The sequence below is a fragment of the Micromonospora sp. NPDC005197 genome, assembly GCF_040608295.1.
GTDB lineage: Bacteria > Actinomycetota > Actinomycetes > Mycobacteriales > Micromonosporaceae > Micromonospora.
Genome location: NZ_JBEXHY010000055.1, coordinates 1 through 16,098, shown reverse-complemented (window position 1 = coordinate 16,098; position 16,098 = coordinate 1). Strand labels below are relative to the sequence as shown.

Annotated in this window: 13 protein-coding genes, 1 tRNA gene and 1 pseudogene; 1 reads left to right on the top strand and 14 read right to left on the bottom strand. The window is 73.4% G+C overall.

Features of this window, described 5'->3' with window-relative positions; all coding sequences use genetic code 11:
- Positions 1-80 precede the first annotated feature (80 nt).
- From ABZU46_RS18795 to ald, 9 genes are all read right to left on the bottom strand, one after another.
- A tRNA-Pro gene (locus tag ABZU46_RS18795) sits at positions 81-154 on the bottom strand.
- A gap of 187 nt (positions 155-341) precedes the next feature.
- Complete coding sequence (gene der, locus ABZU46_RS18790) at positions 342-1,745, bottom strand: ribosome biogenesis GTPase Der (protein WP_354859389.1); 1,404 nt, start codon at positions 1,743-1,745, stop codon at positions 342-344.
- A complete protein-coding gene (gene cmk, locus ABZU46_RS18785) occupies positions 1,742-2,422 on the bottom strand; it encodes a (d)CMP kinase (RefSeq protein ID WP_354859386.1) in 681 nt (226 codons plus the stop codon). Before cmk ends, der begins: the two co-directional genes overlap by 4 nt.
- Before the next feature lie 196 nt (positions 2,423-2,618).
- Positions 2,619-3,389: a pseudouridine synthase gene (locus ABZU46_RS18780; RefSeq protein ID WP_234581858.1), complete on the bottom strand. Its 771-nt coding sequence runs from the start codon at positions 3,387-3,389 to the stop codon at positions 2,619-2,621.
- Positions 3,376-4,299, bottom strand: a complete 924-nt coding sequence (gene scpB, locus ABZU46_RS18775; RefSeq protein WP_354859384.1) for an SMC-Scp complex subunit ScpB — start codon at positions 4,297-4,299, stop codon at positions 3,376-3,378. Before scpB ends, ABZU46_RS18780 begins: the two co-directional genes overlap by 14 nt.
- 316 nt (positions 4,300-4,615) lie before the next feature.
- Positions 4,616-5,644: a segregation/condensation protein A gene (locus tag ABZU46_RS18770; protein WP_354859381.1), complete on the bottom strand. Its 1,029-nt coding sequence runs from the start codon at positions 5,642-5,644 to the stop codon at positions 4,616-4,618.
- 23 nt (positions 5,645-5,667) lie between these two features.
- Positions 5,668-6,591, bottom strand: coding sequence for an AAA family ATPase (locus ABZU46_RS18765; RefSeq protein WP_030334877.1), 924 nt, complete (start codon positions 6,589-6,591; stop codon positions 5,668-5,670).
- Between the two features lie 181 nt (positions 6,592-6,772).
- Positions 6,773-7,768, bottom strand: coding sequence for a site-specific tyrosine recombinase XerD (locus ABZU46_RS18760; RefSeq protein ID WP_354859427.1), 996 nt, complete (start codon positions 7,766-7,768; stop codon positions 6,773-6,775).
- Positions 7,765-8,880, bottom strand: coding sequence for an alanine dehydrogenase (gene ald, locus ABZU46_RS18755; RefSeq protein WP_354859379.1), 1,116 nt, complete (start codon positions 8,878-8,880; stop codon positions 7,765-7,767). The genes ABZU46_RS18760 and ald overlap by 4 nt, the downstream gene beginning before the upstream one ends.
- Before the next feature lie 244 nt (positions 8,881-9,124).
- Between ald and ABZU46_RS18750 the strand changes: the two genes are divergently transcribed.
- A complete protein-coding gene (locus tag ABZU46_RS18750; RefSeq protein ID WP_354859378.1) occupies positions 9,125-9,430 on the top strand; it encodes a TM2 domain-containing protein in 306 nt (101 codons plus the stop codon).
- A 90-nt stretch (positions 9,431-9,520) separates the two neighbouring features.
- On the opposite strand, the gene ABZU46_RS18745 is transcribed toward ABZU46_RS18750, so the two are convergent.
- The 5 genes and pseudogenes from ABZU46_RS18745 to ABZU46_RS18725 form a co-directional block, all read right to left on the bottom strand.
- Complete coding sequence (locus ABZU46_RS18745) at positions 9,521-10,126, bottom strand: NUDIX hydrolase (protein WP_354859376.1); 606 nt, start codon at positions 10,124-10,126, stop codon at positions 9,521-9,523.
- Between the two features lie 46 nt (positions 10,127-10,172).
- Entirely contained in the window at positions 10,173-11,936 is a 1,764-nt protein-coding gene (locus ABZU46_RS18740) for a CTP synthase (RefSeq protein ID WP_354859373.1), read from the bottom strand.
- Between the two features lie 163 nt (positions 11,937-12,099).
- Entirely contained in the window at positions 12,100-14,556 is a 2,457-nt protein-coding gene (locus ABZU46_RS18735; protein ID WP_354859372.1) for a hypothetical protein, read from the bottom strand.
- Positions 14,556-15,713 carry a glycosyltransferase family 4 protein gene (locus tag ABZU46_RS18730; RefSeq protein WP_354859370.1) on the bottom strand — a complete coding sequence of 386 codons (1,158 nt, stop codon included), beginning with the start codon at positions 15,711-15,713 and terminating at the stop codon, positions 14,556-14,558. Before ABZU46_RS18730 ends, ABZU46_RS18735 begins: the two co-directional genes overlap by 1 nt.
- Before the next feature lie 31 nt (positions 15,714-15,744).
- Positions 15,745-16,098, bottom strand: a pseudogene (locus tag ABZU46_RS18725) (virulence factor MviN); the annotation flags it as partial.

Sequence of the window (16,098 nt, the reverse complement as noted above, 5' to 3'; positions counted from 1 at the left end):
CGTGAGAAATTGTGAGACGAAACGGCAAAAGGCCCCGACTCACCGAAGTGAATCAAGGCCTCTGACCTGCCGAAACTCTGTCGGGACGGCCGGATTCGAACCGACGACCCCTTGACCCCCAGTCAAGTGCGCTACCAAGCTGCGCCACGTCCCGCCCCCGCAAGGTTTCCCCTGCGACAGCCGGTACAGCTTAGCGCAGCGCCTGCCGGTCGTCCGCACAGGCCCCACCCGGGTCGTGCGGGTCGCGAACCACCGCACACCGCCTAGAGCGTCCTAGGAGGGTGGGGTAGGGAAATGCCGGATGGCCTCGGAGGACCATCCGGCATTTTGGGCGTGCAGGGTCAGCCGTGCGCCTTGCCTCGGCCGCCGGGGCCGAGCTTCTTGCGGGGGCGTACCGAGATCTCGATGGGGCTGCCCTCGTACCCGAACTCCTCGCGGAGCTTGCGCTCGACGAAACGCTGGTATCCGGCGTCCAGCGGGCCGGTGGTGAAGAGCACGAACCGCGGCGGCGCCACCCCGGCCTGGGTGGCGAACAGGATGCGTGGCGCGCGTCCGCCGCGCACCGGGTGCGGGGTGGCCTGCACCAGCGCGGTCAGCCACTGGTTGAGGTGCGCGGTCGGCACCCGGGTCTCCCAGCTGGCGAGGGCCTTGTTCAGGGCCGGCGCCAGCTTGTCCACCGCGCGGCCGGTCATCGCCGACAGGTTCAGCCGGATCGCCCAGGGGATGCGGCGCAGCTCCCGGTCGATCTCCTTGTCCAGGTAGTACCGGCGGTCGGCGTCGACCAGGTCCCACTTGTTGAACGCGATGACGAGCGCCCGGCCCGCCTCGGTCACCATCGTCAGGATCCGCTGGTCCTGCTCGCTGATCGGCTCGCTGGCGTCCAGCAGCACCACGGCCACCTCGGCGGCCTCGATCGCGCCGGCGGTACGCAGGCTGGCGTAGTACTCGGTGCCGCTGGCCTTGCCGACCCGCTTGCGCAGACCGGCCGTGTCGACCAGCTGCCAGGTCTGACCGCCGATGTCGACCAGGCTGTCCACCGGGTCCACAGTGGTGCCGGCGACCGAGTCGACGACCGCCCGCTCCTCGCCGGAGAACCGGTTGAGCAGGCTGGACTTGCCCACGTTCGGCCGACCGACAAGCGCCACCCGGCGCGGCCCGCGCGGCCGGTTCTCCACGATCTCCGGGGCCTCCGGCAGCGCGGCGAGGATGGCGTCCAACAGGTCACCGGAGCCGCGTCCGTGCAGCGCGGACACCGGGAACGGCTCGCCGAGGCCGAGCGACCACAACGAGGTGGCCTCCATCTCGATGGCGGTGTTGTCGGCCTTGTTCGCCACCAGGATCACCGGCTTGGCGCTGCGCCGCAGCATCTTCACCGCGGCCTCGTCCACGTCCGTGGAGCCCACCATGGCGTCGACCACGAAGAGGACCACGTCGGCGGTGACCACTGCCGTCTCGGCCTGCGCCGCGATGGCCGCGGCCCGGTCCTTCGCGTCCGGTTCCCAACCGCCGGTGTCCACCACGGTGAACGACCGGCCGTTCCACTGCGCGTCGTACGGCACCCGGTCGCGGGTCACGCCGGGGACGTCCTCGACGACTGCCTGTCGACGGCCGATGATCCGGTTGACCAGGGTGGACTTGCCCACGTTCGGACGACCCACCACGGCCACCACCGGCTGCGGGCCGGTCGGCTCCTCGACGGCGACGTCGGGCTCGCGCAACTCAACCCATCCACCTGGATCGCTCATGCCACGCCCCGCTCGGTGAGCAGGTCACGCAGCCGGAGCACGACCTCGTCGATGCCCAGCTCGGTCGTGTCCAGTACGACGGCATCCGGCGCCTGGGCCAACGGGTTGACCTTGCGGGTCGAGTCGAGCCGGTCCCGGCGGGCCAGGTCGGCGGCGGTGGCCGCCACGTCGGCGGCGTCCTCCGCGCTGCGCCGGGCAGCCCGTGCGGCCTCGGAGGCGGTCAGGAAGACCTTCAGGTCGGCGTCCGGGGCCACGACCGAGCCGATGTCACGGCCCTCGACCACCATCCGACCGGCGTTGGCGATCATCTCGCGCTGCCGTGCCACCAGCAGCTCGCGGACCGCCGGCACGGCGGCGACGGCGGAGACCGCCCCGGTCACCTCGGGGCCGCGGATCTCCGCGTCCACTCCCACGCCGTCGACGCTCACGGCGTACCCCTGCGGATGGGTGCCGATGTGCAGGTTGACCTCGCTGGCGACCTTGGCCACCGACGCGGTGTCGGTGAGGTCCACGCCGGAGCGCAGGACGGCCCACGTGATCGCCCGGTACATCGCCCCGGTGTCCAGGTAGCGCGCACCGATGCCGGCGGCGAGCCGCCGCGACACGGTGGACTTACCCGAACCGGACGGCCCGTCCACAGCGACCACACATCGCCCGGCCCGTACGTTTTCCTCCACCGTGTCCTCCTCAGCCCGTACCTCACGGATCGCCCGGTGCTCTGGCGCCGCAAGCGGTTTGTCAATCGTCATCAATCATGCCCGGGGTCCGTGGCGGACCCACGCGCGCCGCCGCCCGAGGCGACCCACGCCACCTCCGGCGGCCGCGTTCCGGCCGTCGCGAGCCTACCGGCAGCCGTACCCCGAACCTCGGGGGTCAGTCACCCACCGCGTTGAACAGGGCGGCGACCTCCGCGTTGGTCAGGCGCCGGAGACGCCCGGTGCGCAGGTCGCCCAACCGGATCGGACCGATGGAGGTACGCACCAGACGGGTGACCGGGTGCCCGACCTCGTCCATCAACCGCCGGACGATGTGCTTGCGCCCTTCGTGCAGGCTCAGCTCCACCTGGGCGCTCTTGCCCAGGGTGCCCACCACCTTGAACGAGTCGACCTTGACCGGTCCGTCCTCCAGCTCGACACCCGCGAGGAGCCGCTTGCTGAGGTTGCGCGGGATCGGCCCGACCACCTCGGCCAGGTAGGTCTTCAGCACCTCGTACGAGGGGTGCATGAGTTTGTGCGCGAGGTTGCCGTCGTTGGTGAGCAGCAGCAGGCCCTCGCTGTCCGCGTCGAGCCGCCCGACGTGGTAGACCCGCTGATCCAGCCGTCTGCCGATGAAGTCGGCCAGCTCGGTGCGTCCCTTCTCGTCCGCCATGGTGGTGACCACCCCACGCGGCTTGTTCATCGCCACGTAGACCAGGCGGATGTCGACCTGCAGGCGCTCGCCGTCCACGTGGATCACCGCAGTGGCCGGGTCGACCTTGTCGCCGAGCTTCGCGACCCGCCCGTCCACGGTCACCCGGCGTCGGAAGATCAGGTCCTCGCAGGCACGCCGGGAGCCCACGCCGGCGGCGGCGAGCACCTTCTGCAGGCGCTCCGCCCCCTCGTAGACGGGGGCGTCGGATTTCGGGGAACGGTTATCGGGTCGCATCAGCAAGCTCTTCTACGTCGTCGGGCAGGAAGGGTGCGAGAGGTGGCAGCTCGTCGACGGTGTTCAGCCCGAGCTTCTCCAGGAACAGCGTGGTGGTCCGGTAGAGGAACGCCCCGCTGTCCGGTTCGGCGCCGCACTCCTCAACGAGGCCGCGGGTGACAAGCGTACGGATGACGCCGTCGCAGTTGACACCCCGGATGGCCGAGATCCGCGACCGGGTCACCGGCTGCTTGTACGCGACCACGGCCAGAGTCTCCAACGCCGCCTGGGTCAGCCGCACGGACTGCCCGTCCAGGACGAACCGCTCGACGTACGTAGCGTATTCCGGCCGGGTGTACAACCGCCAACCGCCCGCAGCCCTGCGCAGCTCGAACCCGTGCCCGGCGGCCGTGTAACCGGCGGCGATCTCGTCGAGCATCGGCCCGATCCGCTCGGCCGGCTGCTCCAACACCTGAGCCAGGACCAGCTCGCTGACCGGTTCGTCCACCACCAGCAGGATCGCCTCCAGCGCGCCGCGCAGCTCGGCGTCGGGCAGGTCGGGCGCGGGCTCCGGCGCGGCCGTCACCCGCCGCCGCCCCACAACCTCCCGCCGAGGTACGCCCCCAGCCCGCTCCCCCACCTGAGCCGCAGGAGTCTCGGCCACCCCGACCGCCTCACGAGGCTCGGAGGGCTCGCCCGACTCGGCGGACTCGGCAGACCCGGCGGATCCGGCGGACTCGGCGGATCCGGCGGACTCGGCGGATCCGGCGGACTCGGCGGACTCGGCGGACTCGGCGGACTCGGCAGACTCGGCAGACTCGGCAGACTCGGCAGACTCGGCAGACTCGGCAGACTCGGCAGACTCGGCAGAGATCTTGGAAGACTGCGGCCCCTGGAGGGGCGACTTGCCTCCAAGATCTTCGGCGGACATCGGCGGGACGGTGACCGCCCCAGGTGATTTTGCGGATTGGTCGGTGTCGCGTTCCCCGTCGACCCCGACGGCGCTGGGAGCCCCGGCGACCGTGCGGGTGTCGGGCTGCGCGGGCGCTTCGGGTGCACCGGCGGACGCGGGAGCGGCGGCAGCCTCGGCAGGTTCAGCAGCGTCGGGAGTCTCAGCAGCGTCGGAGGGCTCGGCAGACTCGGCAGACTCGGGCGCCTCGGCAGGGGTTGGGGCCGGTGGGCGGGGACGATTCCACGGCGGGACCCAGGCGGCGGCCTGGTCGGCCAGGGAGTCCCGGCGTTCCTCGTCACTCATCCCGCTCACCCTCCGTCGTTCCCGTTCCGCCCGCGCCCGCGGACTCCGCGCCGGCCTCCCCCGCCGATCCAGGCCCGGCCTCCGCCGTCGGCTCCGGCCCCGAGGGCGGGTCGGGGTCGGCGGGGGTGCCGGCGTACTCGTCGACGTGCAGTTCGGTCTCGCCGTCGACCGGGCCGGTCCAGCGCACGGTCAGCTCCTCCAGGGCCTGCTCCTGCACGAAGGCCACCAGGCCCTCCCGGTACAGCTCCAGCAGCGCCAGGAACCGTGCCACCACCTCCAGGGTGGCCTCGCAGTCCGCGCACAGCAGCGAGAACGTCGCCGTGCCGGCCCGGCGCAGCCGGGAGGCGAGGATCGCCGCGTGTTCGCGGACGCTGACCCGGACCATGTGCACGTGGGCGATGGACACCTCCGGCACGGGCTTCGGGGTCATCGCCCGCACGGCCAGCTTCAGCAGTCGCTGCGGGCCGATGCCGAGCACCAGGTCGGGCAGCGCCTCGGCGTAGCGGGGCTCCAGGCTGACCGCCCGGGGATACCGGCGACCGCCGACCGCCTCCAGCTCGGCGATGTGGGCGGCGGCCTCCTTGTACGCCTTGTACTGCAGGAGCCGGGCGAAGAGCAGGTCGCGCGCCTCCAGCAGGGCCAGGTCCGCCTCGTCCTCCACCTCGGCGGCGGGCAGCAGCCGGGCCGCCTTCAGGTCGAGCAGGGTCGCGGCGATGAGCAGGAACTCGCTGGCCTCGTCGAGGTCCCAGCTGTCGCCCATGGCGCGGATGTAGGCGATGAACTCGTCGGTGACCGTGTGCAGGGCCACCTCGGTGACGTCGAGCTTGTGCCTGCCGATCAGTTGCAGCAGCAGGTCGAACGGGCCGGTGAAGTTGGCCAGCCGCACCGTGAAGCCGGTGGCAGCCGTGTCGGCAGCCAGGTCGGCGGGCGGGGCGGCGGGCGGCACGCCGTCGACCACGGCCGCAGCAGCGGCTTCGGGCGGGTCGAGGGGTGGCGCGGTCACCGCACGACCGTAGTCCACGACACGGACACGGGGCGTTCCGGCTACCGCTCCGACTGGGCGGCGATCACCTCACGGGCCAACTGACGGTAGTTGCGCGCCCCGGAGGACGCCGGGTCCATCGTCGTGATCGGGGCACCGGCCACGGTGGACTCGGGGAACTTCACCGTCTTGGTGATGACCGTCTGGTAGACCTTGTCGCCGAACGCCTCGACCACCCGCTGGAGCACCTGCCGGCAGTGGGTGGTGCGGCTGTCGTACATGGTGGCGAGGATGCCTTCGAGTTCCAGGTCGAAGTTGAGCCGCTCGCGCACCTTGTCGATGGTGTCCAGCAGCAGCGCGACGCCGCGCAGGCTGAAGAACTCGCATTCGAGGGGGATGAGCACGCCGTGCGCGACGGTCAGCGCGTTGATCGCCAGCAGGCCGAGGGACGGCTGGCAGTCGATCAGGATGTAGTCGTACTCCTTGCGGACGGTCCGCAGCACCCGGGCGAGGGCCATCTCCCGGGCGACCTCGTTGACGAGCTGGATCTCGGCGGCGGAGAGGTCGATGTTGGCCGGCAGCAGGTGCAGACCCGCGACGTCGGTCTTGATGAGGACGTCCTCGGCGGTCACGTCGTCCTGCATGAGCAGGTTGTAGACGGACAGGTCGAGGTTGTGCGGGTTGACCCCCAGGCCCACCGAGAGCGCGCCCTGCGGGTCGAAGTCGACGAGCAGCACCTTGCGGCCGTACTCGGCCAGCGCCGCGCCCAGGTTGATGGTGGTCGTGGTCTTGCCGACGCCACCCTTCTGGTTGGCCATCGCGATGATGCGCGCGGGGCCGTGCCGGTCGGTGGGCATCGGCTCGGGGATCGGCTTGCGCATCGTGTAGGCAGCCGGGTCCGCGGGACCCAGGTCCGCGCCGAGCGTGGCCTGCTGCTCGCGGAGCTCCGACGTCCAGGTCTCGGCACGGTCACCGTTGCCAGCCATGTGCTCGTTGCCCCCTCCCGACGACCCACCCGGCGTCGGAGCCGTCCGACGTCCTTCGCGGCGCCGCTGCGCACCCCGGTCGTGTCGCCCCAGGAGGTCCGCGCCGATGCCGACTGTACGCCACCGACCAGCAGGGCGTTCGGCACCGGCCCGGCGTGTCGAAGCCGACGACGGCCGGGGTTCAGCCGAGGGCGCGCGGGTGGGCCGTGGCGTACACCTCGCGCAGCCGCTCGACGGTGACGAGGGTGTAGACCTGGGTGGTGGTCACCGAGGCGTGGCCGAGCAACTCCTGGACCACCCGGACGTCGGCGCCGCCGTCGAGCAGGTGGGTGGCGTACGAGTGGCGCAGGGTGTGCGGGGAGACCGCGGCGGCGCCCTCGACCGGCAGGCCGGCCCGCCCGGCGGCGCGGCGCAGGATGGCCCAGGCGCCCTGCCGGGACAGCGCCCCGCCGCGCGCGTTCAGGAAGACGGCGGGGGTTCCCTTGCCGCCGGCGGCCAGAGCGGGGCGGGCCCGGACCAGGTAGGCGCGCACCGCCTCGACGGCGTACCCGCCGATCGGCACCAGCCGCACCCGGCCGCCCTTACCGCGCAGCAGCACGGTGCCCTCGTCGGCGTCGAGGTCGTCGATCGCGGCGCCGATCGCCTCGGAGATCCGCGCGCCGGTGCCGTAGAGGAATTCCAGCAGCGCCCGGTCGCGCAGCGCGAGCGGCGCGTCCTCGCCGGTCGCGGTGATCGCACCGGCGGTCTCCAGGAGCCGGACCACGTCGTCGACTCCCAGCGCGCGGGGCAGCCGGCGCGGCGGGGTGGGCGGACGGACGTCGCGGCTGGGGTCGGCGCCGGCCAGCCCCTCGCGCAGCGCGAAGCGGTGCAGGCCGCGGACCGCGCTGGCCGCGCGGGCGGCGGACGACACGGCGAGGGGCGGATGGTCGTCGTCTCCGGCGCGCAGCCGGGCCAGGTGCGACTCGACGACGCCGGCGCCGACCGACGCGAGGTCGGCGACGCCGGCGTCGGTCAGAGTCGTGAGATAGCGGTCCAGATCCCGGCGGTACGAGGCGAGGGTGTTCGCGGACAGACCGCGCTCGACGGTGAGGTGGTCGAGGTAGCCGCGGACGGCACGGCGCAGGGCCGGTGCGGGCTCGACGCCCGCACCGGCCCGTTCGGCCGTGGAGTCGGTCAGCCCAGGACCTCGGCCAGCGGGAGCACGGGCATGCCGTGCGCCTCGGCGACCGGACCGTAGGTGACCTGGCCGTCGTGGGTGTTCAGACCCAGGGCGAGGGCCGGGTCGCGACGCAGCGCCTCGCGCCAGCCGTGGTTGGCCAACTCCAGGGCGTACGGCAGGGTGACGTTGGTCAGCGCGTAGGTGCTGGTGTTCGGCACCGCGCCGGGCATGTTCGCCACGCAGTAGAAGATCGACTCGTGCACCTTGTAGACCGGGTCGGCGTGCGTGGTGGGGCGCGAGTCCTCGAAGCAGCCGCCCTGGTCGATGGCGATGTCGACGAGCACGCTGCCGGGCTTCATCCGGGAGACCAGCTCGTTGGAGATCAGCGTCGGGGCCTTCGCGCCGGGCACCAGCACCGCGCCGATGACCAGGTCGGCGTCGAGCACGGCCCGCTCGATCTCGTACGCGTTCGAGGCGACGGTCTGCAGGTGACCCCGGTAGATGGCGTCGGCCTGGCGCAGCCGGGCGACGTTCTTGTCCAGCAGCAGCACCTCGGACTGCAGGCCCAGGGCGATGGCGGCGGCGTTCATGCCGGAGACGCCGGCGCCGATGACGACGGTCTTCGCCGCGTACACGCCGGAGACGCCGCCGGGCAGCACGCCGCGCCCACCGCCGGTGCGCATCATGTAGAACGCGCCGACCTGCGGGGCGAGCCGGCCGGCCACCTCGGACATCGGGGCGAGCAGCGGCAACGACCGGTCGGGCAGCTCGACGGTCTCGTACGCGATGCCGGTGACCTTGCGGTCGACCAGCGCGTCCGTGCACGACTTGGAGGCGGCCAGGTGCAGGTAGGTGAAGAGCACCTGCCCCTCGCGCATCCGGTGGTGCTCCTCGGCGATCGGCTCCTTGACCTTGAGCACCAGCTCGGCGGTGTCCCACACCTCGTCGGCGGTGGCCAGGATCTTGGCGCCCGCCGCGGCGAACTCCTCATCGGTGATGCTGGAGCCGACTCCGGCGCCGGACTCGACGAAGACCTGGTGGCCGCTGCGGGTGAACTCGTTGACGCCCGCTGGCGTGATCGCCACGCGGTACTCGTGGTTCTTGACCTCGCGTGGGATTCCGACCTTCACGATGCAGACACCTCTCTTCGGGGCTGCTTCCCCCCGACTGCTCGGTGCCGCGACGGCCCCATTGCCGCCACGGTCCACCGGTCCCGCCGGCGGCAGTCTAGGCGCGTCCGGCCGCGCCGGGAGCCAGCACAGTGGCATCCGGTGCCCGGGTGACCTGACGGAGTGTCAGGGCGCCGAACGGGCCGGCATTGGGACGTCACCTCAGCCGTCAGGACAGTGTTCGCCCATTATCGTCCCATCTGCCGTGTGGCGGTGCGGACAGCCGGCGAGTGGATCACTAGTGTGTCCGCCCATGACCACTCCTCCATACCAGCCCGGGTACGCCCCGGGTTACTCCGACAAGAGCAAGGTCGTCGCGGGCATCCTCGGCATCCTGCTCGGCACCTTCGGGGCCGGTCGGTTCTACACCGGACACACCAAGATCGCTGTTCTCCAGCTCGTCGTGAGCCTGGTGACGTGCGGCGTCGGCGCGCTCTGGGGCGTCATCGACGGCATCCTGATCCTGGTCAACGGCGGCACGGACGCGCAGGGTCGCCCGCTGCGGGACTGACCGGCCACGCCGACACGAGAAGGGGCCCCGCGGCTGACCGCGGGGCCCCGTCTCGCGTACCCACCGATCGGGAAGGACCGGCGGCGGCGCTCAGCGCGGCAGCGGCGCCTCCGCCCGACGCAGCGCCGCGAAGCCGGTGTCCCGGGCGCGGGCCGCCGCGAGCAGGCCGGCCACCGCGGACGCGTTGGTGATCTCGCCGGCCAGGACCATGTCGACCGCCTCGTCCAGGGCCATCCGGACGATCTGCAGGTCGGCCTCCTCGTCGCGGCGCTCGTGACGCTCCCCCGCCGGCACGTCGGCCAGGTCCCGGGCCAGGTAGACCCGGACGATCTCGTTGGTGAACCCCGGCGAGCTGTGCAGGTCGACCAGCACGTCGATCCGCCCGGCGGTGAGGTCGGCCTCCTCGGCCAGTTCCCGCAGCGCGGCGGCCGGCAGCTCCTCGCCGGAGACGTCCATCAGCCCGGCGGGCAGCTCCCACAGGTGCCGGCCGATTGGGTGCCGGTACTGCCGGATCAGCACCACCTGACCGGCGTCGTCGAGGGCCACCACGGCCACCGCCCCGACGTGCCGGACGAGGTCACGCAGCGCGGTCCCGCCGCCCGGCATGGTCACCTCCTCGGTGACCACGTCGAAGATCCGACCCCGGTAGCGCTCCTCGCGGGAGCGCACCTCGTAGCGGTGCTCACTGTCGCTCACGCCGTCGCCCCGCTGCTGAGCCTGCTGGTTCGCTCGCTCCGCTCGCTCACGAGGCCGACGCGGCCTTCGTCGCGGCGCCGTTGCGGGCGGCCTTGCGCGCCGACGGGGCCTCCGACGGGGTCTCGGACGCGGCCTCCAGGTCGACCGGCAACTGGTCGGCCTGCGAGTACGTCACGGCGGCCCGGACGAACGACGCGAACAGCGGGTGCGGGCGGGTGGGACGGCTCTTCAGCTCCGGATGCGCCTGCGTGGCCACGAAGAACGGGTGCAGATCCCGGTCCAGCTCGATGAACTCGACCAGCCGGCCGTCCGGGGAGGTGCCGGAGATGTGCAGGCCCGCCTTGGTCAGCGCGTCCCGGTAGGCGTTGTTGACCTCGTAGCGGTGCCGGTGCCGCTCGCTGATGTCGGTGCTGCCGTACGCCTCGGCGACGATCGAGCCCTCGGTCAGCGTCGCCGGGTACGCCCCGAGCCGCATGGTGCCGCCCAGGTCGCCCTTGCCGGCGACGATGTCCTCCTGGTCGGCCATCGTGGCGATGACCGGGTGCGCGGCCTGCTCGTCGAACTCCAGCGAGTTGGCGCCGTCCAGGCCGGCCAGGTGCCGGGCCACGTCGATCGTCATGCACTGCAGGCCGAGGCAGAGGCCGAGCAGGGGGATGCCGTTCTCCCGGGCGTACCGGGCCGTGCCGATCTTGCCCTCGATGCCACGGACCCCGAACCCGCCCGGGATGAGGATGCCGTCCACGCCGGCCAGGGCGGCCGCCGCGCCGGCCGGGGTGACGCACTCGTCGCTGGGCACCCAGCGCAGCTGCACCCGCGCCCGGTGACCGAAACCGGCCGCCCGGATCGCCTCGCTCACCGACAGGTACGCGTCCGGCAGGTCGACGTACTTGCCGACCACGGCGACGGTGACCGTGTGCCGGGGCCGGTGCACCCGCTCCAGCAGGTCGTCCCAGCTCGCCCAGTCCACGTCCCGGAACGACAGCCCGAGCCGGCGCACCACGTACGCGTCGAGCCCCTCGCGGTGCAGCACCTTCGGGATGTCGTAGATGCTCGGGGCGTCCGGCGCGGCGACGACCGCCTCGGCGTCGACGTCGCAGTACAGCGACAGCTTCTCCTTGAGCTTCACCGGGATCTCCCGGTCACAGCGCAGCACGATGGCGTCCGGCTGGATGCCGATGTTGCGCAGCTGCGCCACGGAGTGCTGGGTCGGCTTGGTCTTCAGCTCGCCCGACGGCGCCAGGTACGGCACCAGCGACACGTGCAGGTAGAAGCAGTTGTCCCGGCCCAGGTCGTGGCGCACCTGGCGGATCGCCTCCAGGAACGGCAGCGACTCGATGTCGCCGACGGTGCCACCGACCTCGGTGATGACCACGTCGGGCAGGACGCCGTCGTCGTCCGGGTCGGCCATCGCCAGGATCCGCGACTTGATCTCGTTGGTGATGTGCGGGATGACCTGGACGGTGTCGCCCAGGTACTCCCCCCGGCGCTCCTTGGCGATCACGTCGGAGTAGATCTGGCCGGTGGTCACGTTCGCCTTGCCGGACAGGGCCCGGTCCAGGAAACGCTCGTAGTGCCCGACGTCGAGGTCGGTCTCGGCGCCGTCCTCGGTGACGAAGACCTCGCCGTGCTGGAACGGGTTCATCGTCCCGGGGTCGACGTTGAGGTAGGGGTCGAGCTTCTGCATCACCACGCGCAGCCCGCGCGCGGTCAACAGGTTGCCGAGGCTGGAGGCGGTGAGGCCCTTACCCAGCGAGGAGGCGACGCCCCCGGTGACGAAAATGTGCCTGGTCGTCCGTGCTGATGGGGCCAAGGCCTGCTCCCGTGTCGTCTGTCGCGGTCATGCAGACCGCCGTGCTCGATCAGCAAAGTGATCACGCGATCCACGGGATTCCACGGTAACACCTCTGCGGCGGGTACTCGCAGGCCGCACCCCGGGTGCGACAGCGCCGGGTCACCAGGACGACGTCCGGCGGTCAGGAAGCGGCAACCTCGGTCGATGGCCGGGTGACCGGCGCCGCCGGGGTGTCCGCCGGTGTGTCCGCCGATCGTCGCTGCGCCGGCGCGGAGGGCGCCCCGGTCGCCGCGTCCGCCGCCGGACGCTCCGGCGGCGACTGGGCGGGCCCGTCGACCACCGGAGTGCCCACGGGCGCGTCCGGGCCCGGGGGCAGCACGACCACTCGTGGGGGCGCTGCGGGCGGGCCGCCGATCGGCCGGGGGTGACCCGCGCCCAGCGGTCCACCGCCACCGGTCGGACCGTCGCCTCCCCCGGCTGGCCCGTCGCCGCCGGAGCCCGAGTCGTCGTCGGCCCCGTTCTCCCGGGCACGGCCCGTGTTCGGGCGGGTCCGGTCGGCGGCATGCCCGAGCACGCGCAGCGACGCCAGCGCGGCCATCGGCACCACCAGGGCGGCAGCGGCGCCCGCCACGTCCAGCGCCGCGCCGTCGAGCACGCCACCCAGCACCGCCGCGACCGCCGTGCCGCCCAGCGCGGCCCGGATCGCCGGGTAGATGCCGAACAGCCGCAGCAGCCCGCCCCACGGCTGCAGCAGGGCGAACCACACCAGCAGCCCGCCGGCCAGCGCCAGCACGGTCAACGGGCTGTTCACCAACGTCTCGAAGTTCGCCGTGCTGGACCGGTGCACGGTGAACCCGCCGGTGCCGTCGGCCACCGCGGACAGGAACCGGCCGAGGCTCCCCCGTTCGGCCGCCGGCCGTCGCAGGTCGACCACGGCGAAGCCGATGCCGACCGCCAGGGCGGCCATGGTGGCCCACGCCAGTCGGGTGATGGTCAGCCAGCCGCCGGCGCTGATCGCCGCGGCCACGCTCAGCCCGGCGGTCAGCGCGATCGCGCCGACCGGGTCGGCGCCCAGGTACGGGCTGCCGACCACCACCACGGCGAGACCGCCCACGGCGACCATCACGGCCGGCCGCCAGCGGCGGTGCACCCGCTGGCCGAACCACCCGCCGGTCACCAGCGCGCCGGCGAGGAACACTCCCAGCCCGACGGTGCTCAGCCCGGCGTACCGGCCACCCTGCAACGCCGAGTAGCCGACCACGCTGTTGAGCTGCAGGCTCGACCCGGTGAGCACGTCCAGCCCGACGGTCAGGGTCGTGAGGCCGGCCACCGCGCCGAACGGGCCGAGCGTGTTCGCGTACCCGGGGGCGAACCGGACCGCCGCGGTGCCCCCCGCGACCAGCAGCGCGGTGACCGCGCCGAAGATCCATCCGGGGTGTTCGCCCCGCCACCAGGGCACGGCGTCGGCGAGCAACGCGGCCGGAACGGCCAACGCGGCCGCCACCAGCAGCAACTCCACCACCGCCACGACGCGGGCGGAGACCGGGGTCGGGCCGGCCGGGCCGGCGTGTGGTCGGGCCCGGCGCAGCAACGGCAGCACCGCCAGGGCCAGCAGCACCTGAAGCCCGGCGAGCAGGGCGAAGAACCGGCCGGAGACGGCCCGCTGGGCCGTCGCCTCCCGGTCGGCGTCCGCCGGCGCGTTGATCGCCTCCGTCAGGTCGGACGGGCGGCCGACGGTGCTGACCGCCGGCCGGCCGAGGAACAACCGCTCCGGCATCGGCCGTCCCAGCGCGGTCAGCGCCGTCGGCGCGAGGTCGACAAGTTGCAGGTAACCGTCGCGGCCGGTGCTGGCCGAGGTGAGCCAACCCCGCTCCCAGCCCGGCCCGTCCGCGACCACCACGTGCAGCCGCGACGGCTGCTCGGTGTCGGAGATTCCGGCCACCAACACCAGCGACCGCTCCGGCCGGGCGGCCAGGACCCGGGCCAACTGGGCGTCGGCGGCCCGCGCCTGCTCGGCACGCGCCACCGGGTCGGTCCCCTCGACCGTGCCGAGGTCGACGATGCTCAGCACGCACGAGCCGAGCAGCCGGCGCGGATCGGCCGGCAGCCCCGCGGCGTACCTGTCGACCCGGCCGAACGGGCGGGCGGCGGCCACGGCGGCGCCCGGACCCACGGCGACCGAGCAGCGCACCGACTCCGACAGCGACCCGGGCATGGTGCCCCAGGGCAGCCGCTGCTGGTTGTACTGGACCACGCTCTCCTGGTCGGGCAGGTTCGCGCCGATCCCGTCCGGTTGCTCCACGGCCACGCCGGCGGGCGGGCAGCCGCCGTCGGGCCGGGTGCCGTTCCACGCGGCGAAGCTCCCCGCGCCGAGGGTCAGCCACCCGTCGACCGGGCAGGTGGGCCGGTGCGCGGACCGCACCGACAGGGAGCCGATCGAGCCGTCCCGGGCCATCCGCCACAGCGTCGGGGTGCTCTGCTGGTCGACGTCCTCCCAGCGCAGTCCGGCGATCCCGGCGAGCACCACGAAGTCGGCGGTGCGCTGCGGGGTGCCCTGGGGTGGCCGGGCGGACAGCGCGGTGACGCCCAACACCACCACGAGCACGGTCAACAGGGCGGGAGCGAGTCGACGCAGCATCACCGGTGTCCCGTCATCGGCGCGTCGGAGCCGGGGGCCGCCGGAGGAGTCGAACGGGCGGTCAGTTCGGCGTAGAGGGCCGCCAGCACGGCCACCGTGTCCGCCTCGGTGGGCCACGTCGCCGCCCGCTCGGCGCCGCGCCGGCCCAGCTCGGCCCGGGCCTCCGGGTCGTCCAGCAGCGCGCGCACCGCCGCGTCGACCGCGTCCACGTCACCGGCGGGGACCAGCGCGGCGGCATCGCCGACCAGCTCCGGCAGGCCACCCACCGCGGTCGCCACCAGCGGCACGCCGGCCCGCATCGCCTCCTGGGCGAACAACTGCCGGGCCTCCCAGTCGCTGGTGACCACCGCGAGGTCGGCGCCGGCGAGCAGGTCGGCCACGTCGGTGCGGTGCCCCAGCAGGGTCACCGGGGCTCGGGCTGCCGAGGTCCGCGCGGCCAGCGGCAGGTACGCCGGGCCACTCCCGGCGATCACCACGACCGGCGGCGGGGTACGCGTACGCCAGCGGGCGGCCGCGTCGATCAGCACGTCGTAGCGCTTCTGCGGGTGCAGCCGCCCCACCGAGACGAGCAACGGCTGCTCCGGTCGTACGCCGAACTCGGCGCGCACGGCGGCGCGGCGTCGACGCGGCGCGGGCAGCGCCGGGGCGGCGACCGGGGCGAGTCGGGCGTCGGCGGCGCCCAGCGCGGCGGCCCGCTCGACCAGGTCGGTGGAGGCGCCGAGCGCCACCCGGACGCCCCGGGCAACCACCCGCTCGACGAGCCGCGAGGCCCCGCCGCGCAGGCCGCCCACGAGGACCGCGTTGTGCCAGGTCACGATCAGCGGGGCGGACGGACGGGCCAGCACGGCGACGAGACCGGCGCGCAGGCCGTGGGCGTGCACCACGTCGACGCGGGCCGCGGCGAGCGCCCGCCGCAGGGCGAGCACCGCCCGCGCGTCGGCGGGGGTCGGGCTGGCCGGGATCTCCACCGGCTCAAAACGCGCGCCGACGCCGGTGAAGTCGAACTGCTCCTGCGTGGCCGCCGGCCCGCAGACGAGCACGGTGGCACCGGCCGCGACGAGCCCGCGCGCCACCGAGCGGACGTGCTGGCCGACCCCGCCGGTGCTGGAAGCCAGCAGCAGCGCCACGGAGCCCGACCAGCCGTTTGTCTCCGTCATGCCGGCCACCGCCGGTTGGTGTTGACAACGCTCACCGAACCGCCGTCTCCTTCCCGTCGCCCCGCTCCGGGGGGACCGCGCCCGGCGTCGACGTACCGGCCCGGCCCCGCGGCCCTCGCCGGCCGAGGCGGCGTACCACCCCGGTCAGTAGCGGCCGTACGTCCCGCCGGTCGACGAACCAGACCACGACGAGGAACACGACACCGACCAAGACCCCGGACAGCATGCCCTGACCGAGTGCCGCGGCCGTCGTCGGGGTGCCGCCGTCCAGCCTGTCGAGCCAGCGGCTCACGCCCAGCCCGGCGAGCGCGGCGAGCAGCCCGGCGAGGCCACCGGCCACACCGGCGCGCGCCGCGCCGGCAAGCGCCGGGCGGGCGGCGCGGCG

Excerpts from the sequence above, each read along its gene's own strand:
- der (WP_354859389.1), bottom strand. The coding sequence starts at position 1,745 with ATGAGCGATCCAGGTGGATGGGTTGAGTTGCGCGAGCCCGACGTCGCC.
- ABZU46_RS18780 (WP_234581858.1), bottom strand. The coding sequence starts at position 3,389 with ATGCGACCCGATAACCGTTCCCCGAAATCCGACGCCCCCGTCTACGAG.
- scpB (WP_354859384.1), bottom strand. The coding sequence starts at position 4,299 with ATGTCCGCCGAAGATCTTGGAGGCAAGTCGCCCCTCCAGGGGCCGCAG.
- ABZU46_RS18765 (WP_030334877.1), bottom strand. The coding sequence starts at position 6,591 with ATGGCTGGCAACGGTGACCGTGCCGAGACCTGGACGTCGGAGCTCCGC.
- ABZU46_RS18735 (WP_354859372.1), bottom strand. The coding sequence starts at position 14,556 with ATGCTGCGTCGACTCGCTCCCGCCCTGTTGACCGTGCTCGTGGTGGTG.
- ABZU46_RS18730 (WP_354859370.1), bottom strand. The coding sequence starts at position 15,713 with ATGACGGAGACAAACGGCTGGTCGGGCTCCGTGGCGCTGCTGCTGGCT.